Origin of the sequence: Roseovarius sp. 10 (genome assembly GCF_033100315.1) — a bacterium.
In the GTDB taxonomy this organism is placed as follows: Bacteria; Pseudomonadota; Alphaproteobacteria; order Rhodobacterales; family Rhodobacteraceae; genus M30B80.
In genome coordinates, this window is sequence record NZ_JAWLVH010000001.1 from 341,112 (window position 1) to 359,715 (window position 18,604).

At 56.5% G+C, this 18,604-nt stretch carries 20 protein-coding genes, 1 tRNA gene and 1 pseudogene; 7 read left to right on the forward strand and 15 right to left on the reverse strand.

Annotation, left to right across the window (positions count from 1 at the left end):
* Positions 1-6 precede the first annotated feature (6 nt).
* The 7 genes from RYZ18_RS01625 to rplU all read right to left on the reverse strand — a co-directional run bounded on the left by RYZ18_RS01625 (position 7) and on the right by rplU (position 6,264).
* A complete protein-coding gene (locus tag RYZ18_RS01625) occupies positions 7-1,191 on the reverse strand; it encodes a trans-sulfuration enzyme family protein (RefSeq protein ID WP_411567068.1) in 1,185 nt (394 codons plus the stop codon).
* Entirely contained in the window at positions 1,188-2,423 is a 1,236-nt protein-coding gene (locus tag RYZ18_RS01630) for a glutamate-5-semialdehyde dehydrogenase (protein ID WP_317655786.1), read from the reverse strand. Before RYZ18_RS01630 ends, RYZ18_RS01625 begins: the two co-directional genes overlap by 4 nt.
* A 39-nt stretch (positions 2,424-2,462) precedes the next feature.
* Entirely contained in the window at positions 2,463-3,569 is a 1,107-nt protein-coding gene (gene proB / locus RYZ18_RS01635) for a glutamate 5-kinase (protein WP_317655787.1), read from the reverse strand.
* Positions 3,570-3,586: 17 nt separating this feature from the next.
* Positions 3,587-4,627, reverse strand: coding sequence for a GTPase ObgE (gene obgE, locus RYZ18_RS01640; RefSeq protein ID WP_317654642.1), 1,041 nt, complete (start codon positions 4,625-4,627; stop codon positions 3,587-3,589).
* Between the two features lie 71 nt (positions 4,628-4,698).
* Positions 4,699-5,238: a GNAT family N-acetyltransferase gene (locus RYZ18_RS01645; RefSeq protein ID WP_317654643.1), complete on the reverse strand. Its 540-nt coding sequence runs from the start codon at positions 5,236-5,238 to the stop codon at positions 4,699-4,701.
* 96 nt (positions 5,239-5,334) lie between these two features.
* Positions 5,335-5,604, reverse strand: coding sequence for a 50S ribosomal protein L27 (rpmA, locus tag RYZ18_RS01650; protein WP_317654644.1), 270 nt, complete (start codon positions 5,602-5,604; stop codon positions 5,335-5,337).
* A 12-nt stretch (positions 5,605-5,616) separates the two neighbouring features.
* The gene (gene rplU / locus RYZ18_RS01655; RefSeq protein ID WP_317654645.1) at positions 5,617-6,264 is read right to left on the reverse strand and encodes a 50S ribosomal protein L21; all 648 of its coding nucleotides are present in this window, start codon (positions 6,262-6,264) and stop codon (positions 5,617-5,619) included.
* A gap of 322 nt (positions 6,265-6,586) precedes the next feature.
* Between rplU and RYZ18_RS01660 the strand changes: the two genes are divergently transcribed.
* Positions 6,587-6,676, forward strand: a tRNA-Ser gene (locus tag RYZ18_RS01660).
* Between the two features lie 107 nt (positions 6,677-6,783).
* Positions 6,784-8,601, forward strand: a complete 1,818-nt coding sequence (gene typA, locus RYZ18_RS01665; protein WP_317654646.1) for a translational GTPase TypA — start codon at positions 6,784-6,786, stop codon at positions 8,599-8,601.
* Between the two features lie 36 nt (positions 8,602-8,637).
* On the opposite strand, the gene cysE is transcribed toward typA, so the two are convergent.
* Both cysE and RYZ18_RS01675 read right to left on the reverse strand, forming a co-directional pair.
* Positions 8,638-9,453 carry a serine O-acetyltransferase gene (gene cysE, locus RYZ18_RS01670; RefSeq protein WP_317654647.1) on the reverse strand — a complete coding sequence of 272 codons (816 nt, stop codon included), beginning with the start codon at positions 9,451-9,453 and terminating at the stop codon, positions 8,638-8,640.
* Positions 9,454-9,543: 90 nt separating this feature from the next.
* Positions 9,544-10,185, reverse strand: coding sequence for a DUF2793 domain-containing protein (locus RYZ18_RS01675; RefSeq protein WP_317654648.1), 642 nt, complete (start codon positions 10,183-10,185; stop codon positions 9,544-9,546).
* On the opposite strand from RYZ18_RS01675, the pseudogene RYZ18_RS01680 reads away from it, so the two are divergent.
* Positions 10,091-10,759 (forward strand): annotated as a pseudogene (locus RYZ18_RS01680) (magnesium-protoporphyrin IX monomethyl ester cyclase); the annotation flags it as partial. The gene RYZ18_RS01675 and the pseudogene RYZ18_RS01680 overlap by 95 nt on opposite strands.
* Entirely contained in the window at positions 10,760-11,332 is a 573-nt protein-coding gene (bchJ, locus tag RYZ18_RS01685) for a bacteriochlorophyll 4-vinyl reductase (RefSeq protein WP_317654649.1), read from the forward strand.
* Here bchJ and mltG read toward each other — a convergent pair.
* From mltG to fabD, 5 genes are all read right to left on the reverse strand, one after another.
* Positions 11,329-12,495, reverse strand: a complete 1,167-nt coding sequence (mltG, locus tag RYZ18_RS01690) for an endolytic transglycosylase MltG (protein ID WP_317654650.1) — start codon at positions 12,493-12,495, stop codon at positions 11,329-11,331. The genes bchJ and mltG overlap by 4 nt on opposite strands.
* 3 nt (positions 12,496-12,498) lie before the next feature.
* Entirely contained in the window at positions 12,499-13,755 is a 1,257-nt protein-coding gene (gene fabF, locus RYZ18_RS01695) for a beta-ketoacyl-ACP synthase II (RefSeq protein WP_317654651.1), read from the reverse strand.
* A 189-nt stretch (positions 13,756-13,944) separates the two neighbouring features.
* The gene (locus RYZ18_RS01700) at positions 13,945-14,178 is read right to left on the reverse strand and encodes an acyl carrier protein (protein WP_317654652.1); all 234 of its coding nucleotides are present in this window, start codon (positions 14,176-14,178) and stop codon (positions 13,945-13,947) included.
* A gap of 213 nt (positions 14,179-14,391) precedes the next feature.
* Positions 14,392-15,129 carry a 3-oxoacyl-[acyl-carrier-protein] reductase gene (gene fabG / locus RYZ18_RS01705; protein ID WP_317654653.1) on the reverse strand — a complete coding sequence of 246 codons (738 nt, stop codon included), beginning with the start codon at positions 15,127-15,129 and terminating at the stop codon, positions 14,392-14,394.
* Positions 15,130-15,140: 11 nt separating this feature from the next.
* A complete protein-coding gene (gene fabD / locus RYZ18_RS01710; protein WP_317654654.1) occupies positions 15,141-16,073 on the reverse strand; it encodes an ACP S-malonyltransferase in 933 nt (310 codons plus the stop codon).
* 247 nt (positions 16,074-16,320) lie between these two features.
* Here fabD and rpsF point away from each other — a divergent pair, with 247 nt between their 5' ends.
* The 3 genes from rpsF to rplI are packed head-to-tail and all read left to right on the forward strand — an operon-like array spanning position 16,321 to position 17,567.
* Positions 16,321-16,674: a 30S ribosomal protein S6 gene (gene rpsF / locus RYZ18_RS01715; RefSeq protein WP_317654655.1), complete on the forward strand. Its 354-nt coding sequence runs from the start codon at positions 16,321-16,323 to the stop codon at positions 16,672-16,674.
* 20 nt (positions 16,675-16,694) lie between these two features.
* A complete protein-coding gene (gene rpsR / locus RYZ18_RS01720) occupies positions 16,695-16,922 on the forward strand; it encodes a 30S ribosomal protein S18 (protein WP_213675305.1) in 228 nt (75 codons plus the stop codon).
* A 12-nt stretch (positions 16,923-16,934) separates the two neighbouring features.
* Positions 16,935-17,567 (forward strand): 50S ribosomal protein L9, encoded by a 633-nt coding sequence (rplI, locus tag RYZ18_RS01725; RefSeq protein ID WP_317654656.1) that lies wholly within the window; start codon positions 16,935-16,937, stop codon positions 17,565-17,567.
* Positions 17,568-17,647: 80 nt separating this feature from the next.
* On the opposite strand, the gene RYZ18_RS01730 is transcribed toward rplI, so the two are convergent.
* Entirely contained in the window at positions 17,648-18,538 is an 891-nt protein-coding gene (locus RYZ18_RS01730) for a hypothetical protein (RefSeq protein ID WP_317654657.1), read from the reverse strand.
* Positions 18,539-18,604 lie beyond the last annotated feature (66 nt).

The following is an 18,604-nucleotide window of genomic DNA, read 5'->3' on the forward strand; positions in this document are numbered from 1 at the left end:
CAGGGTTTAGACCGCCGCCAATGCCGCTGTGAAATCGGATTTCAGTTGCGTCACATCTTCAATCCCGACTGACAGGCGGAAAAAGCCTTCGCTGATGCCAAGGGCCGCGCGCCCCTCTGGCGTTAAGGCGCGGTGACTGCTCGAGGCGGGATGGCTAAGAGAGCAGGCCACATCCCCCAATGTGGGCGCAAAGGCGATATTGGGGGCCGCTTGCACAAAGCGATTGGCCGCCTCGCGACCGCCCTCAATCTCAAAGGACAGCATATTGCCCCCCTGCCCCTCAAATAGCGCCATGGCGCGGTTGTGATCAGGGTGGTCAGGACGCGTTGGATATAGCACGCGCTTTACCTTTGGATGGTGGGCCAAAAATTCGGACAAGGCAGCGGCATTTTCCTGTGCCCGCGCATAGCGCAGATCAAAGGTGAACAGACCCCGTTCGGCCAACCAACATTCATAGGGTGCAGGCGTCATGCCCGTTGTGACCGCAAAATCATAGATCGCTTTGCGATGGTCTGGGTTTTTCGCGGCAACATATCCCAAGGTCACATCGGCATGGCCCGCCAAAAGCTTGGTCACGGAATGGATGATGATATCTGCCCCGACCTGATAGCTGCGCATCATTGCGGGCGTGGTGAAGGTGTTATCCAACACCATGATCAAACCATGTTGGGTGCAAATCTTGGCAATGCCTGCCATATCGGCCACACGCAAGGTGGGGTTTGAGAGGGCCTCGACCAAAACCAATTTTGTATTGGGGCGAAGGGCGCGTTTGAGGCTTGGCGCATCGGTCGGATCAAATTGACCCGTCTCGATTCCAAAACGCGGCAGGTCTTGCGACATCAACCGCAAGGAGCGGCCATATAGCTGGTCAGCGCCGATCATGTGATCACCCGCCTTCAAAAGCCCCAGAAGTGCGGCTGTGATTGCGGCCATGCCAGACCCCGTGATCAGGCCGCCCTCTGCGCCTTCTAAGGCATCAATACGCGCGGCCAATGCGGCTGCGTTAGGATGACCTTCGCGCGCATAGGTATAGCCCGCTAATTGCCCACTATATTGCGCATCCAGCTGGTCAGGGCTGCCTGCGGCATAGACCACGGATTGGTGTAAAGGCGTGGCCACTGGCCGCGCCGCGCCAATATCCATGGCTTGGCGGCGGATGATCTGACTGGTGGTTTTGGGATCTTTACTCATGCGCGGGTCGTCCCATTTCCTTTGACGATATATTTGAATGAGGTCAGCTGCTCTGCGCCTACGGGCCCGCGGGCGTGCATTTTGCCTGTGGCGATACCGATTTCAGCGCCCATTCCAAATTCCCCACCATCGGCGAATTGGGTTGAGGCGTTGACCATCACAATCGCGCTGTCGACATTCGCGGCAAAAATCTGCGCGGCCTTAGGGTTTTCCGTCAGGATCGCATCCGTATGGCCCGAGCCAAACTGGGCAATATGATCCATCGCAGCAGATAGGTTTTCCACGGGCTTGGCGGCGATGATCATATCCAAGAATTCCTTGCCAAAATCGTCTGGTGCGGCGCGGTTTGTGCCTGCGATATCTGCCAAGGCCCCATCGGCGCGCACCTCAACCCCTGCGGCAAGAAGTGCGGCAATAATGGGTTCCGCATGGCTATTGATCGCGTCTTGATGGATCAGCAAACATTCAGCCGCGCCACAAATACCTGTGCGGCGGGTTTTTGCATTTAACACCACGCGCAGCGCCTTATCCAAATCGGCATCCTTGTCGATATAGATGTGGCAGATGCCTTCAAGATGGGCAAAGACAGGCACGCGGGCCTCAGCCTGCACCAAACCGACCAAGGCCTTGCCACCGCGCGGCACGATGACATCAATCTGTCCTTGTGCATTCAACATGGCGCTGACAGCCGCGCGATCCCGTGTTGGCACGATTTGCACGGCCTCTGCGGGCAGGCCAGCCTCAGTAATGCCACGGACAATCGCAGCATGGATGGCGCGCGAAGAATGAAAGCTTTCCGATCCCCCCCGCAAGATCACGGCATTGCCAGATTTGAGGCAGAGCGCCGCTGCATCCGCAGTCACATTGGGGCGGCTTTCATAGATGACGCCAATCACCCCAAGCGGGGTGCGCACGCGGGCGATATGCAACCCTGTGGGCCTGTCCCATTCTGCAATCGTGGCGCCAATCGGATCAGGCTGTTCTGCAATCGCCCGCAGGCCACCCACGATATCGCGCAGTCGATCCTCGGTCAGGGTGAGGCGATCCATCATCGCCGCTGTCAGCCCTTTTTCATGTCCGTAATCCAGATCTTGCGCATTCGCGGCCAGAATATCTGCGCGGGATTTCCACACGTAGTCTGCCGCGCCAATCAGGGCTGCATGTTTGCGTTCAGCCGATGCTGTGGCCAAGGCGCGCGCCGCAGTTTTCGCGCCCGCGCATAGCTCGTTCATCAATCCTGTGATATCCTCTGTCACTGGCGCAGCCCTCCCTTATAAGGCCATGTCATCGCGATGCACCAAGGCCGCGCGCCCTGGATAGCCAAGTAATTCTTCAATCTGATCAGAATGATGGCCTGCAATAATCTTGGTTTCATCGGCACTATAGCGCGACAAGCCAATTCCGATATGCGCGCCGTCTTGGCCAAGCAGTTCTACAGGATCGCCGCGCAAGAAACTTCCTGAAACCTTATGCACCCCAGCAGGCAGCAGAGACTTCCCCAGATTGAGCGCGCGCAACGCGCCTGCGTCCAAGGTCAGGCTACCTTTGGGCTTCATTCCCAAAATCCAACGCTTGCGCGCATCTTGAGGGTCGAGTGTTGGAATAAACCATGTCACCCGTGCGCCGCCCTCAATCGCCGCAAGGGGCGCACTCACCGCCCCTTGGGCAATCGCCATGGCGCATCCTGCACTCATGGCATTGCGTGCGGCCATCAGTTTGGTTTTCATGCCACCTTTTGACAGACCCGTTCCCGCATCGCCTGCCATCGCCTCGATCTCAGGGGTTATGTCATGGATCATGGGGAAATGTATGGCGCTTGGGTCTTGTGAAGGGTTGGCGGAATAAAGCCCATCCACATCTGACAACAAAATACATTGATCCGCGCCCGCCATGGCGGCCACATTCGCCGCCAGACGATCATTGTCACCATAGCGGATTTCATCGGTGGCAATAGTGTCATTTTCGTTGACGATGGGAACAGCACCTTGTGCGAGAAGCGTTGCAAAGGTTGCGCGCGTGTTCAAATAGCGCCGCCGATCTTCGCTATCATCCAAGGTCAGCAGGATTTGTGCGGCCGTAATCCCATGCGGGGCGAGATATTCTTCATAGGCGCGGGCCAAACGGATTTGCCCTACGGCGGCGGCGGCCTGCGCCTCGTCAAGGGAGAGCGCCTTGGCCCCAAATTCAAGCACGCCGCGACCAAGCGCGATTGAGCCAGACGACACCACGATCACATCCGTGCCGCGATTGCGCAGCCGCGCGATATCCGCGGTCAAATCTTGCAACCATGCCTCGCGCAATTGGCCCGATACACCATCGACCAAAAGGGCCGAGCCGATTTTAACCACCAATCGCCGCGCCTGTGCCAGTTGCGGCACCGCCTGCTGGGGCTGTGTTATGGCCGCCACGCTTCGTCTTCCTTTGCGTCCAATTTCTTTTGGCGCAGATTGCTGTCATCAATCCCCGCGCGCAAGACCCGCAACACCTCGGTCACGCCTGTTTTTGCGACCCCTGACATCAACATGACTTTACCGCCAATCGCCTTTTGCAGAGCCTCGCGCTTTTCGGCGATTTCTTCATCGCTGAGCGCGTCAATTTTATTGAGAACTGTGACACGGGGCTTGTCATACAGCGCGTCTGAATAGGCCTCTAGCTCGGTCAGAATGGTTTCACAATCACCCACGACATCCTCGGATGTGCCGTCAATGAGATGCAACAAGATCGCGCAGCGTTCAATATGACCCAAGAAGAGATCGCCAAGCCCCCTGCCCTCAGATGCGCCTTCGATCAAACCAGGAATGTCAGCAACCACAAATTCAACCCCATCGACCCCAACAACCCCCAAATTCGGGTGCAGGGTGGTAAAGGGATAATCCGCGATTTTCGGGCGGGCATTGGACGTTGCTGCGAGAAATGTCGATTTTCCCGCATTTGGCAAACCCAAAAGCCCCGCATCCGCAATCAGTTTAAGGCGCAGCCAAATGGTGCGCTCGACCGCCTCTTGGCCAGGATTTGCACGGCGGGGGGCCTGATTGGTGGCAGATTTGAAATGTAAATTCCCAAAGCCGCCATTTCCCCCCTTGGCCAATAGCACGCGCTGGCCGACCTCGGTCAGATCGGCGATGACGGTTTCCATATCCTCGTCTAGGATTTCTGTGCCCGCAGGCACGCGCAAAATGATCTCGTCACCATCTTTACCCGTGCGCTGGCGCCCCATGCCAGGCTGCCCGTTTTTGGCAAAGAAATGCTGCTGATAGCGAAAATCAATGAGGGTGTTTAGCCCATCAACCGCAACCGCCCAGACATCACCGCCGCGCCCGCCATCGCCACCATCAGGGCCGCCATATTCAATGAATTTTTCGCGGCGAAAGCTGACGCAGCCAGAACCGCCCGCGCCCGAGCGGATATAAACTTTGGCAAGATCAAGGAATTTCATAAGTTCACCTTTCGCGGGTAGCTTATGGCGCTCCCTTGCCAAATTCGGAATGTCTGACCTGCCTTAGCGCCTTAGATCAGTTTTTTCAAATATGTCCATGTGGGCAATGCCGCGCTGCGCGCGACTGAATAGCTTTCTGCATCGCCTAAGTATTCAAAGCCTGCATTCACCAAAACCCGGGCCGAGCTTGGGTTGTCTTGAAAGACGCTTGCGAAAATTGTGTCATTGGCCAGCGGATTGGCAGCAATGAGGGCGCGCACCACTTCAGAGGCGATACCCGTGTTCCACATTGTGGGGGCCACCCAATAGCGGATTTCTGACTGCCCGCGATCCATTTGGTGCAATTCGATCACGCCAACCAATTCCGCCCCACCTGAAGGGCTGGCATCAATGGCCCAAATCACATCTTGGGATTGATCCGCCAAGGCGCGTTCAATCATGGCTTCAACTGCCCCTGGGGGCAGCGGATGCGGGATATTGGGTGTCATCTCGGCCACCCGTTTGTCGGATGCGTAAAGCGACATCAACCCTGTATCCGCCATGCTTAAGGGGCGCAGCTGAAAGCGATCTGTCGAGATGACAGATTGCGTGGTGATTTTGTCTTGCTTCATGATCGCACCTATTGCCCCATTATAGGGCTTAACCAACGAAAAAAGGGCCGGCTGAAACGCCGGCCCCTTTTCGAAATCATCGCGAAAAGCGTGGCGTTACTCAGCGGCTTCTGCTGTCGGCAACACGGAGATAAATGTGCGGCCCTTAAAGCCCTTGCGGAAGCTGACATTGCCCTCAGCGGTTGCAAAGATCGTGTGATCTTTGCCAATGCCAACACCTTCACCCGGCCACCATTTTGTGCCGCGCTGACGGCAGATGATGTTACCTGGAATTACGGCTTCGCCACCGAATTTCTTAATGCCAAGGCGGCGACCAGCACTGTCGCGACCGTTGCGGGACGAGCCACCTGCTTTTTTATGTGCCATGTGTCTCTCTCCTTATGCCTTGTCCGCTTTCGCGGCTTTGGGTTTCGCAGCTGCCTTTTTAGGTGCTGCGGCTTTCTTATCAGCGGCGTCCTTCTTAGGGGCTGCTTTCTTGGCAGGGGCCTTTTTAGGGGCGTCTGCCTTTGCATCCTCTGCCTTTGCGGCCGCAGGCTTTTTCGCGGCTGCCTTTGCAGGCTTCTCTGCCGCGTCTGCCGCCTTCGGCGCCGCTGCCTTCTTGGCAGGCGCTTTCGCTGGGGCTTTTGCAGGGGTTGCTGCAACCAAGGCTGCCATTTCAGCCGCAGAAACAGAACCCGCGCCAACAGCCGCCTTAACGCCAGATTTATCCGCGCCCGAGGCAAGGATCTCTGTCACGCGCAACAGGGTCAGTTGCTGACGATGGCCCTTCGTGCGCTTCGAGCTGTGCTTACGGCGGCGCTTGACGAAGTGGATCAGCTTTTCGCCTTTGATCTGGTCGATCACAGTGGCCTGAACAGCAGCACCAGACACAAGCGGCGCACCAAGCACAGGCTTGTCGCCACCGACCATCAGAATTTCGTTGAATTGAACGGTTTCACCCGCTGTAGCAGCCAGTTTTTCAACGCGCAGAACGTCACCCGCCTGCACCTTATACTGTTTGCCGCCTGTCTTAAGGACCGCGAACATGGGTCTTTCCTTTCCAGTTCCGCGCCGTGTGGCCCCCGCCTTGGGGTGTTGATGCAAGGGTTTGACCCACTTGCGCCTCTGGCTGCGCACCCTGTTTTCAGGGCGTTCATCACAAAAATCAGAAACCGCCCGAGTCACCTCGCGCGGCCTGTGCGCTGCGTATGCCCCAAGGGCGTTTGGCTGTCAAGGTGAAGTCAGAGGCAAATCATGGCAAATAGGGCTATGCATTCAAGGCCGCAAAAAATCTTGCAAGCAGCTGCCCACACCCCCTTGCGCGCCCTGCCGCCTGCCGCTATTCCCCCACCACCCTGACCCAAAGCGCGGAGAGGTGCCGGAGTGGTCGAACGGGGCGGTCTCGAAAACCGTTGTGGGGGTGACTCCACCCAGGGTTCGAATCCCTGTCTCTCCGCCACATCCCTGCACTCTCAATCCCTGCCCCGCGCATTTGCGTCTGGCTTTTGTCGGGCTTTGCCGTTATGGGCCTGCGAAACTCTCCCCCTTTGCGGATAAGGAATTCCGATGGAACTGCGTAATATCGCGATTATCGCCCATGTCGACCATGGCAAAACAACCCTTGTTGATGAGCTGCTCAAGCAATCGGGCGCCTTCCGCGAGAACCAAGCCGTGGCTGAGCGCGCGATGGACAGCAATGACCTAGAGCGCGAGCGCGGGATCACTATTCTGGCGAAAGCCACTAGTGTGGAATGGAATGGCGCGCGCATTAATATTGTGGACACTCCAGGCCACGCCGATTTCGGCGGTGAGGTGGAGCGCATTTTGAGCATGGTGGATGGCGTGGTGTTGTTGGTGGATGCCGCAGAAGGGCCAATGCCGCAGACGAAATTCGTAACGTCCAAGGCACTGGCGCTAGGTCTGCGCCCCATTGTTGTGCTGAACAAGGTGGATAAACCTGATGCCGAGCCTGATCGCGCCTTGAACGAATGTTTTGATCTGTTTGCTTCGCTTGGGGCAAGTGATGAGCAGCTTGATTTCCCGCATCTCTATGCATCGGGGCGCTCTGGTTGGGCGGATACATCGCTAGAAGGGCCGCGCAAGGATTTGACGGCGCTGTTTGAATTGGTGATGCGCCATGTCCCTGCCCCGCGTCAGATTGCAGAACGCAGCGCGCCGTTTCGGATGCTGGCCACAACGCTTGGTTCTGACCCGTTTATTGGGCGCATCCTGACAGGGCGCGTTGAAAGCGGCACGCTAAAGCCAAATGAAACCGTTAAGGCGCTGTCACGTGATGGCACCCAAATCGAAAGCTTTCGGGTGAGCAAAATCTTGGCCTTCCGCGGCTTGGGCCAGCAACCCATCGATGCAGCTGAAGCGGGGGATATTGTGACCCTTGCGGGTATGACCAAGGCCACTGTGGCAGATACAATCTGCGCGCCCCAAGTCACCGAGGCGATCCCTGCGCAACCGATTGACCCGCCTACGATTACTGTGACCTTCGGCATCAATGACAGCCCTCTTGCAGGCCGCGATGGCAAAAAGGTGCAAAGCCGCGTGATCCGTGAGCGTCTGATAAAAGAGGCGGAATCGAATGTGGCCATCAAGGTCACTGATACACCTGGCGGCGAGGCGTTTGAGGTCGCAGGGCGCGGCGAATTGCAGATGGGTGTCTTGATCGAGAACATGCGCCGCGAGGGGTTTGAACTGTCGATTTCCCGCCCGCAAGTTTTGTTCCGTGAGGAAGGCGGCCAACGTCTAGAACCCATCGAAGAAGTGACTGTCGATGTGGATGATGAATATGCAGGGGCGGTGATTGAGAAAATCACAGGCCCGCGCAAGGGCGATCTGGTCGAGATGAAGCAAAATGGCGGCAAGACCCGTATCGTGGCACATGTGCCATCGCGGGGTTTGATCGGCTATCACGGGGAATTCTTGACCGATACGCGCGGCACAGGTGTGCTGAACCGCGTCTTTCACGAATGGGCACCCCATAAAGGGCCAATTCCCGGTCGGCGCGCAGGCGTTTTGATCTCGATGGAAGATGGCGAGGCCGTGGCCTATGCCCTGTGGAACCTTGAAGAGCGTGGCCGCATGTTCATTGGCCCGCAGGAAAAGGTCTATCAAGGCATGATCATTGGCGAACATAGCCGCGACAATGATCTAGAAGTGAACCCGCTTAAGGGCAAGAAATTGACCAATGTGCGCGCCTCTGGCTCTGATGAGGCAGTGCGCCTGACCCCGCATGTTCAATTCAGCCTCGAAGAGGCCATCGCCTATGTTGATGATGATGAACTGGTTGAAGTGACGCCAAATTCGATCCGTTTGCGCAAGCGCTTCCTTGATCCGCACGAGCGTAAACGCCAATCGCGCGCGGCAAGCTAATAAAGAAAAAAGCCCGCCATTTTGGCGGGCTTTTCCTTATTCGTTTTTGCCAGTTGGTAAAAGTTGATCCATGCTGATAGAGGGCCGTGCGCACCCTGCCTCACCCACAACCTTTGCAGGCACCCCTGCAACTGTGGTGCAATCAGGCACCTCGTGCAGGACAACAGAACCAGCGGCAATGCGCGAGCAGTGACCAACACGTATATTGCCCAAAACTTTGGCGCCTGCGCCGATCAACACGCCATCCCCAATTTTGGGATGCCGATCTTCTTCCTCTTTGCCTGTGCCGCCTAAGGTCACCGAATGCAGCATCGACACATTGTCGCCGACCACGGCCGTTTCACCGATCACGATAGAATGCGCGTGGTCGATCATGATCCCCTGCCCGATCCGCGCATTGGGGTGGATATCCACGCCGAATAGCTCAGAGGTGCGCATTTGGATGAAATATGCAAAATCGCGCCGTCCCTGCCGCCACAGCCAATGACCCAAACGATAGGCCTGCACCGCTTGAAACCCTTTGAAATAGAGAAGCGGTTGGATGAAACGATGGCAGGCAGGGTCGCGATCCGTCACGGCAACAATATCTGCACGGGCCGCTGCCCCAAGAGATGGGTCGCTGCGATAGGCCTCGTCTGCAATCTCACGCAGGATTTGTTCGCTCATCTCGCTTGAGGCTAGCTTCTGCGACATTCGATAGGCCAGTGCCGCCTCTAGCGATTTATGATGCAGCACGCAGCCATGGATCACACCACCCAGCAGAGGCTCGGCCACAATAGCCTCCTCCGCCTCGCGCAAGATACGATCCCATACAGGATCCAGCTTCGATGGTTTTGGATGTGTTTGGGCCATATTCTGCCTCCATCACGTCAATTCAGGCGACCGATATAGCAGGTATAGCATATTTGAAAACCCAATGCGCTTTCAAAATTTTGGGGCGGTTTAGACCCAATCGGGCAGGCTTAATTCAATATAATGCGCCACCAATCGCACCGTTCCACCTGAAAACACACCGCCTTCTGCAGTCAGGGTGAGGGCCGTTGGTGACCAATAAACAAGCGGCGCTTGCGGCCCTTTCACCCATGAATTGACACCCAAAGATATGCCTGATCCAAATCGCAAGGGGTCGTCTGCGACCCCAATCGCCCATGTGCTCAGCGTGCCCGTGAGCGTGGATGTGACCAATCCCGTGACCCCCAACCCGATGCTGCGTTCTGGAAAAATCGGGTCTGTTGTGGCACTCGCACCGGGGGCAATCACGAGATCAAGGGATGCGGATCGCACCTCAACGCCCCCGCCCAAGGGCGCGCCGCTGATCTGCGGGCGTTGCCACGTCACGCCATCAAATCGCAAGATTTCACGGGCGCTCACATCATAGCCCTGCCACCCGATTGCGGGCGTGATGTAATCCCATCCCCCATTGCTAAACAGCGCGAGTTGCCCTGCGTGACCCGCAAAATCATCTTGGGCAGTGGCCCCAACCGCATAAATCGACCGCTTCAACAAAGAGACCAAGGTCGAAGAGAACAAGACGGCCATTCGTCTCTTGCGTGAGGCCGATATCTTTACTGAGGCGCAATTCATCGTAGGGCTCGACAATGAAACCCCTGAAACGCTCGAGGAAACCTTCCAAATGGCGTGGGATTGGCAGCCTGATTTGGCAAATTGGGCTATGTATACGCCTTGGCCCTTCACCCCCCTGTTTCAGGAATTGAAGGATCAGGTCGAGATCTACGACTTTTCCAAATACAACTTTGTCACCCCGATCATGAAACCCGCCGCGATGGAGCGGGGCGAATTGCTTGACGGGGTGATGAAAAACTACCGCCGCTTCTATATGCGCAAGGCGCTTTTCCATTACCCATGGCGCGGCACAGGGTATCGGCGGCGTTACCTGCTTGGCTGTCTCAAGGCCTTTCTCAAGGCGGGTGTGCAGCGCAGTTTCTATGACTTGGGCAAGGCAGGCTATTGGGGGCCGCAAACCAAGAAATCTGTCGATTTTCAATTTGACGAAAGCCGCACCCTAGCCCCTGCTCAAGTCGCAGATTGGGAGGCCGCAGCAGACCGCGCGGCCCGCGCAAAAGAACGCCGCGAAGCAGTCCGCGATCAAATGAAGGCCCGCAGCGCCGAACGGGGCAAAGCGGCGGAGGATGTCTAAATGGCCGATGCCGCCCTCATCGGCCCCAATGCGATCCTGCAATTAATCCCCGTTCTTGATCATTCGGTGGGTGAACAGGCCCGCAAGGCGTTGTTTTTGCGAACACAAACCGAAATTCCCTCAGGTGATCACATGATCCCCGAAGGCGATGCCGCCCGCATCCACCAAGGCCTGCGCGCGGCTTTCCCGCAACAGGCCGCAGGGCTCTGCGCACAGGCAGGGCGGGCAACGGCCGATTACATCATCACCCATCGCATCCCCGCAAAGGCACAAATATTGATGGGGTTTTTGCCCGCAAATTTCGCCGCTCGCGCCCTGTCTCATGCGATTGCGCGCAATGCGTGGACATTTGCAGGCTCGGGCCGCTTTCGCGTGATATCACCTTGGGAATTTGAAATTGCGGACAACCCCGTGATTGGCGGCGAAAGCTCAGACCACCCCCTGTGCCACTGGCACTGCGCGGTTTTTGAACGGCTCTATCGCCGCCTCGTCAGTCCTGATGTCATCTGCCGTGAAACAGCTTGCGCTGCTGCAGGCGCGGACGCCTGCCGTTTCGTTCTGCGCCGCGGTTAATTTCCAGAATTGGCTCGTGCATCCGCCTCAATCTCGCGCCAGCGCGCGACATTTCGGTTATGCTCGGCCAGTGTTTCAGCAAAGGCGTGACCGCCCGTGCCATCCGCCACGAAAAAGATGTAGTTCGTGCCGTCAGGGTTCAACGCCGCTTCAATAGAAGCGCGCCCTGGATTTGCAATCGGCGTTGGTGGCAGGCCGTCAATTTGATACGTGTTCCAAGGGGTTACGCGGTCAAGTTCACTGCGCCGCAAGCCGCGCCCCAACACGCCTTGCCCCTCCGTGACACCGTAGATCACAGTCGGGTCAGTCTGCAAACGCATTCCCTGCCGCAGACGATTGGTAAAGACACTGGCAACAACCCCGCGCTCTTCAGCCTGCCCCGTTTCTTTTTCGATGATTGAGGCCAAGATCAACGCCTCTTGCGGCGTGCTGATTGGCAGGTTTTCCGCGCGATTGGCCCACGCCTCCATCAAAATGGCCTCTTGGCGGGCTTGCATCTGAACCAACAGCTCCGCCCGCTCCATGCCGAGCGTGGCCTCGTAGGTGTCTGGGGCCAATACCCCTTCGGCAGGGATCTCCGCTACCTCACCGGTTAGGAATTCTGCTGATTTCAGCCCTTCGACAATCTGCCACGATGTCAAACCTTCTGGGATCGACACGCGATAGGCAATGCTTGCGCCGCTTTCGGTGATATCGCTGTAAATCGTTGGGATTTCCGCATCATAGGCAAATTCAGCCAATTCAATGACCTCGCCCGTGCCAGGCACCCGCTCGACCAGACGCTGCTCGCCCGTGCCATCAATGCGCAGAACATAGGTTGCAACATAACGATAAACGGGGGCGGCATTCTGGGTGATGACCCCCAAAATCTCCTCCATTGAGGCGCGCGCAGGGATTTCAAAAGACCCTGCACGAATAGCGCCTGCCATGTCACTATATTCTGCGCCCAAACGAAAAATAGCAGGATGCGTCACAGCCCCCGCTTCGGCCAAACGCGCAGCCACTTGCGACAGGCCCGCACCGCGCGGCACCTCGAAAAAGATCGGCCCCTCAAGCGGCCCTTCCTTGGTAAATTCCCGCTGACCCCACCCGATCGCGCCAGCCACGGCGATACATAGCACAATCAGCAGGCTGAACGCATTCGCAGCCACGCTTTTCCACATATGTCAGACTTTCCCCATAATCAGACAGGCATTTGTCCCACCAAAGCCAAAGGAATTGCTCTGCACCACATTGATCTCGCCCTTCACAGCCTGATTGGCGCAAAGATTAATGGCCGTTTCTGCCGCAGGCGTATCAAGGTTAATTGTTGGGGGGGCGATTTGGTCACGAATGGCCAAGATAGAGAAGATCGCCTCAATCGCGCCCGCTGCACCCAACAAATGCCCTGTTGCGGATTTTGTTGAGGACATCAGCAGATTTTTCGCATGATCCCCCATCAACCGCTCAACTGCGCCCAATTCAATGGTATCGGCCATAGTAGAGGTGCCATGCGCATTGACATAATCCACATCTGACGGCGCTAGCCCTGCACGCTTAAGCGCGGCACGCATCGCGCGCTCGGCCCCTTCATGGTCAGGCGGTGGGGCCGTGATGTGATGGGCATCGCCCGACAGGCCATAGCCTAAAATTTCCGCATAGATTTTTGCGCCGCGCGCTTTGGCGTGTTCATATTCCTCCAACACAACCACGCCCGCGCCTTCGCCCATGACGAACCCGTCACTGTCGCTATCCCATGGACGGCTTGCCTTTTGAGGCTCATCGCCCCGCTTGGTCGACAGCGCCTTACATGCGTTAAAGCCCGCAATACCAATTTCACAAATCGGGCTTTCTGCACCGCCTGCAATCATCACATCCGCATCACCCCATTGGATCAAACGCGCCGCGTCCCCAATGGCATGTGCGCCCGTGGAACAGGCCGTTACCACCGCATGGTTTGGCCCACGAAAACCATATTTGATCGACACTTGCCCAGAGATCAGGTTGATCAGCGCGCCTGGCACAAAGAAAGGCGATACGCGGCGCGGCCCTTTTTCCTTCAGCGTGATGGATGTTTCCGCAATCGAGGCCAAGCCACCAATACCAGACCCAATCAAAACACCTGTGCGCTCAAGCGCATCACGATCTTCGGGTTCCCATCCTGCGTCTTTGATGGCCTGCTCTGCCGCCGCAACGCCATAGAGGATGAATTCATCCACTTTGCGCTGTTCTTTCGGCTCCATGTAAAGATCAGGGTTAAAGGTTCCATCCGACCCATCGCCGCGCTTCACTTCGCAGGCATAGGTCGTTGCCAGATGGCTTGCGTCAAAGCGGGTGATGGTTCCCGCCCCTGATTGGCCCGCCAAAAGCCGCGACCATGTCTCCTCCACCCCTGTGGCCAGAGGTGTCACCAGTCCCAATCCTGTCACAACAACGCGCCGCATCTTCACTGCCCTTCTCTCGTTTCGCGAAAGCTTGCACGTTGATAGCCTAGGGGTGCCAAGATGGGCAATCCCTCTCGCTGAAATCAGGCAGATTCCCTTGCCATTTTGGCACAAAAAAACGGCACCGCCGCAACGATGCCGTTTTCAAAACCTATCCCTCAGCCACTAGGCGGACTGTGGGGGAATGACTTATTGCGCGTCAGTGATGAACTTGACCGCATCGCCGAAAGTCTGGATCGTTTCCGCCGCATCATCGGGGATTTCGATGCCAAATTCTTCCTCGAACGCCATTACCAACTCGACTGTATCGAGCGAATCCGCGCCCAGATCGTCAATGAAAGACGCGTTTTCAGTCACTTTGTCTTCATCTACGCTCAGATGCTCGACAACAATTTTCTTCACGCGACCTGCGATATCGCTCATGTTCTTTCCTCATCCGTTTCGTGCGTGGGTTTATCCCCTGCACTGTTTCACTGGGCCGATTTTGGCCGCTCAATCCCGATCCCAACCGACTCAACCAGAGAAATGTCAGAACCAGAGCCGCCGAAAAGCAAAGCCTTTCGGTGAAAATCAGCGCCGCTATAGCATGTTTGCGAAATAAGGCAATGCCTCAATCCCACCATAACGGCACAACTGTTACAGCATCGCCATGCCGCCATTCACATGCAACGTGGCCCCTGTAACATATCCCGCTTCATTTGATGCCAGATACAGCACGGCTGCCGCGATCTCCTCGGGGGTTCCCATGCGCCCTGCGGGGATTTTGACATTGATGGCCGCTTTTTGATCATCATTCAGCTTGTCTGTCATCGGTGTTGCAATGAAACCCGGCGCGACACAGTTCACAGTCACGCCACGGCTCGCCACCTCATAGGCAAGGCTTTTTGACATACCCACCATGCCCGCTTTCGCGGCTGCATAATTCCCCTGCCCTGGATTGCCCGTTGCCCCCACGATAGAGCTGATATTGATGATCCGACCCCACCGCGATTTCATCATACCGCGCAACGCGCCGCGGCACAGCCGCATGGTTGAGGTCAGATTAACCTCCAACACCTGCGCCCATTCTTCGTCTGACATCCGCATGAACAGGTTATCGCGTGTGATGCCCGCATTATTGACCAAAATATCCATCGCACCCATGGCCTCGATGGCTTGTTTTGGCAGGGCTTCAACCGCCTCAGCATCGGACAAATTGCACGGCAGAACATGGCTGCGCTCACCCAGTTCAGCGGCGAGGGCCTCGAGCGGCTCAACCCGCGTGCCAGATAAGGCAACCACCGCCCCCGCGCTGTGCAACGCGCGCGCAATATCCGCCCCAATCCCCCCAGATGCGCCCGTCACAAGCGCAGATTTTCCTGTCAAATCAAACATAAAGCCTGTCCTTATACCTTAAGCGCGGCAATATCCGCGGCCGTTCCGATTGCTTTTGTCTCCATCTCGCGCGCAATGCGCTTGACCATCCCAGACAGCGCTTTTCCTGCGCCAACCTCCCACGCCTCGGTCACATCATTTTGCGCCATCCACATCACGGATTCCCGCCACCGCACGCGGCCTGTGACCTGCGTGATCAGATTGTCGCGGATCAGCGCGGGGTCATCGCTTGGCCCCGCCATCACGTTTCCGACCAATGGCACAACGGGCGCGTTTAATGTGACACTTGCCAACGCCTCCGCCATTGCATCGGCCGCAGGTTGCATCAGCGCGCAATGAAAGGGGGCAGAGACAGGCAGCATCACAGCGCGCTTGGCCCCGCGTGCTTTGGCAAGCTCAACGGCGCGCTCCACCGCCGCTGCATGACCCGAAATCACAACTTGCGCGGGGTCATTGTCATTGGCCGCTTGGCAAACATCCCCTTCAGCCGCGTCAGAGGCCAAATCCGCCACCGTATCAAAATCTAGGCCTAAGATTGCGGCCATCGCGCCCTGCCCTTTGGGTGTAGCTTTTTGCATTGCATCGCCACGAATGCGCAACAACTTGGCCGTATCCGCCACCGACAGGCTACCTGCCGCACAAAGCGCGGAATATTCGCCCAAAGAATGCCCCGCCACAAAACTTGCGTGATCTTTCAGGGCAAACCCTTCGGCCTCAAGCGCGCGCACGGCCGCCATGGACGTTGCCATCAACGCAGGTTGCGCATTGGCGGTCAGGGTCAATTCGTCCTGATCCCCCTCCCAAATCAAATGCGACAGGTTTTGACCCAGTGCTTCATCCACCTCTTCAAACACCGCGCGCGCCGCGGCATAGGTTTCAGCCAAATCACGGCCCATTCCAATGGTCTGCGCCCCTTGGCCTGGAAAGATAAAAGCACGGCTCATATTGCCTCTCCCACTTGTTTGTCTTGGGGTTATGGCTACAAGATATAGGGGGCAAGGGCAATTCATAACCGCAATTTTGCCCTGATTTTACGGCAAGCCCGCGACAGCTTGCACCCTGCCGTGATCTGTGTATAAGGCAGGCATCTTTCGCCTAATATAAATGCAACGGCGTGATCCCTCGTGACTGATGGGGCGAAAGTGGAACGCATCGGTCTTTGAAACGCGCCCGAACAGTATCGGAGTTCACATGCCCCTTTACGAGCATGTTATGATCTCGCGTCAGGACTTGTCCAACGCGCAAGCTGAAAGCTTGATCGAGCATTTCAGCACCGTCCTCAAGGACAATGGTGGTTCCGTGGTTGATGCCGAATATTGGGGTATCAAGACCATGGCCTACAAAATCAACAAGAACCGCAAAGGCCATTATGCCTTCTTGCGCAGCGATGCCCCAGCGGGCGCCGTGCATGAGATGGAGCGTTTGATGCGCTTGCATGATGACGTGATGCGCGTCTTGACCATCAAGGTTGACGCCCACGAAGAAGGCCCTTCGGTTCAAATGCAAAAACGCGAAGAACGCGGCGAACGCCGCGAGCGCCGTTAATTTAAGGGAAGGATAGAATCATGGCAGCAAAACCGTTTTTCCGCCGCCGCAAGTCCGACCCGTTTGACGGGGAAGACGCGCCAAAAATCGATTACAAAGATGTGCGCTTGCTTCAGCGTTACATCTCTGAGCGTGGCAAGATCGTGCCTGCACGTATCACTGCCGTATCCGCAAAAAACCAGCGCAAGCTGGCACAGGCCATCAAGCGCGCTCGTTTCCTCGCGCTGTTGCCCTATGCAGTGAAGTAAGGAGAAACCGATATGGATGTGATCCTTCTTGAACGCGTGGCCAAACTTGGCCAGATGGGCGATGTCGTTTCGGTAAAAGACGGCTATGCGCGCAACTATCTCTTGCCACAGCGCAAGGCGTTGCGTGCAAATGACAACAACCTCAAGGCCTTCGAAGCGCAAAAAGCCCAGCTTGAAGCGCGCAACCTTGAGACAAAGAAAGAAGCCGAGGATTTGGCAGCCCGCTTGGGTGGTCAGCAATTCGTTGTGATCCGCTCGGCCTCTGATTCTGGGGCGCTTTACGGCTCTGTCACCACCCGTGACGCGGCTGATGCGGCCACCGATGCAGGGTTCAGCATTGATCGCAAGCAGGTTGCCCTGACCGCGCCGATCAAAGAGCTTGGCCTTCACGTTGTGTCTGTCGTTCTGCACCCTGAGGTAGATGTGACCATCACCCTCAACGTGGCACGTTCGACCGAAGAGGCAGAATTGCAAGCCTCTGGTAAGTCAATCCAAGACCTGGCCGCCGAAGAAGAAGCTGCTGCAGAATTCGAAATTGCAGAACTCTTTGACGATATCGGCGCAGCTCAGATGGACGATGACGAAGACGCCCCTGCCCCTGCGGCAGAGGCAGAGGCAGCAGACGAAGGTGAAGAAAACGCATAAGCGTTTCTCAGACTGCAAACCAAAAGAAAACCGCGCCCCAAACAGGGCGCGGTTTTTTCTGTTTACCACCTTCGCTTGGATCAGTTCGTCCAAGTCTCCAATTCCAAATTGGCGGGGCAGCTTTGACCATTATATGTGCCAAGCCAAACATCAACACGCCCGTTTAGCGCCGATGGCCCATAGACATTGATCAAAGGATCAAGGTTGCCATTGCTGTCATCATCAAACAGCCATGTTCCATCTGCGGTATTGACCAACATCACCGTGTCGCAGCTCGCATTGACCTGTAATTCCAACCGATACCCCTGCATCTGGCTGAGGTTGAAGGAAAATTGCGGTGCAGGCGTGAACCAGCCATGACCAGGCAAACCGCACCCAGAAATCTCGCCGCTGCCATAGGCCGAAGCTGAGAAATTGGTGGGTGAGTATAGTTGCGGCCCGTTCAAATCATAGCTTGGCCCCGTCAGGCCGATGGTCGGACAATTGCCCGAATTGCTTGGCGCGGCGGTGCTCGCCGTCCATGTTTCAAATTCAATCGTAGCCGAACAATTTGATCCTAAGGTGCCAACCCAAACATCCACCTGCCCATTCAGCGCATCACTGCCCGACATACGCAGCATCGGATCAAGATTGCCGTTGCTGTCATCGTCAAAATACCAAATTCCATTCGCTGAATTCACAAGTAGCGTAGCATCGCAACTGCTGTTCACTTGGATCTCAAGATCATAGCCCTGCATGCCTGACAGGTTTAGCGTATATTGCGGGCTTGCCGAGACTGATCCTGCACCCGATATGCCGCAACTGCTGAGCATTGCCCCGCCCGTTGCGATGGTTGAATAGCTTTGCGGTGAATAAAGCTGATCCCCGGTAAAATTCAGATAAGTGCCGCTTTTGGCAAAGGTTGGACAGGCGGTTGCCGTGACCACAGACACAAACAACACGGCATAGGCTGATAGTAAAACGCGTAGCATGACTTCGTCCCTCATTTTTTTGGTTTACCCCCAAGTCGCGAATGGCACGCGCGACCCATATATGCA

What these genes read in the sequence shown, in the direction of transcription:
- fabG (WP_317654653.1), bottom strand. Translation starts at nt 15,129, where the DNA reads ATGTTTGATTTGACAGGAAAATCTGCGCTTGTGACGGGCGCATCTGGG.
- bchJ (WP_317654649.1), top strand. Translation starts at nt 10,760, where the DNA reads ATGGCCGATGCCGCCCTCATCGGCCCCAATGCGATCCTGCAATTAATC.
- RYZ18_RS01700 (WP_317654652.1), bottom strand. Translation starts at nt 14,178, where the DNA reads ATGAGCGATATCGCAGGTCGCGTGAAGAAAATTGTTGTCGAGCATCTG.
- typA (WP_317654646.1), top strand. Translation starts at nt 6,784, where the DNA reads ATGGAACTGCGTAATATCGCGATTATCGCCCATGTCGACCATGGCAAA.
- RYZ18_RS01645 (WP_317654643.1), bottom strand. Translation starts at nt 5,238, where the DNA reads ATGAAGCAAGACAAAATCACCACGCAATCTGTCATCTCGACAGATCGC.
- fabF (WP_317654651.1), bottom strand. Translation starts at nt 13,755, where the DNA reads ATGCGGCGCGTTGTTGTGACAGGATTGGGACTGGTGACACCTCTGGCC.
- RYZ18_RS01675 (WP_317654648.1), bottom strand. Translation starts at nt 10,185, where the DNA reads ATGAATTGCGCCTCAGTAAAGATATCGGCCTCACGCAAGAGACGAATG.
- cysE (WP_317654647.1), bottom strand. Translation starts at nt 9,453, where the DNA reads ATGGCCCAAACACATCCAAAACCATCGAAGCTGGATCCTGTATGGGAT.
- rplI (WP_317654656.1), top strand. Translation starts at nt 16,935, where the DNA reads ATGGATGTGATCCTTCTTGAACGCGTGGCCAAACTTGGCCAGATGGGC.
- rplU (WP_317654645.1), bottom strand. Translation starts at nt 6,264, where the DNA reads ATGTTCGCGGTCCTTAAGACAGGCGGCAAACAGTATAAGGTGCAGGCG.
- rpsR (WP_213675305.1), top strand. Translation starts at nt 16,695, where the DNA reads ATGGCAGCAAAACCGTTTTTCCGCCGCCGCAAGTCCGACCCGTTTGAC.
- fabD (WP_317654654.1), bottom strand. Translation starts at nt 16,073, where the DNA reads ATGAGCCGTGCTTTTATCTTTCCAGGCCAAGGGGCGCAGACCATTGGA.
- RYZ18_RS01630 (WP_317655786.1), bottom strand. Translation starts at nt 2,423, where the DNA reads ATGAACGAGCTATGCGCGGGCGCGAAAACTGCGGCGCGCGCCTTGGCC.
- mltG (WP_317654650.1), bottom strand. Translation starts at nt 12,495, where the DNA reads ATGTGGAAAAGCGTGGCTGCGAATGCGTTCAGCCTGCTGATTGTGCTA.
- RYZ18_RS01730 (WP_317654657.1), bottom strand. Translation starts at nt 18,538, where the DNA reads ATGCTACGCGTTTTACTATCAGCCTATGCCGTGTTGTTTGTGTCTGTG.
- rpsF (WP_317654655.1), top strand. Translation starts at nt 16,321, where the DNA reads ATGCCCCTTTACGAGCATGTTATGATCTCGCGTCAGGACTTGTCCAAC.
- RYZ18_RS01625 (WP_411567068.1), bottom strand. Translation starts at nt 1,191, where the DNA reads ATGAGTAAAGATCCCAAAACCACCAGTCAGATCATCCGCCGCCAAGCC.
- rpmA (WP_317654644.1), bottom strand. Translation starts at nt 5,604, where the DNA reads ATGGCACATAAAAAAGCAGGTGGCTCGTCCCGCAACGGTCGCGACAGT.
- obgE (WP_317654642.1), bottom strand. Translation starts at nt 4,627, where the DNA reads ATGAAATTCCTTGATCTTGCCAAAGTTTATATCCGCTCGGGCGCGGGC.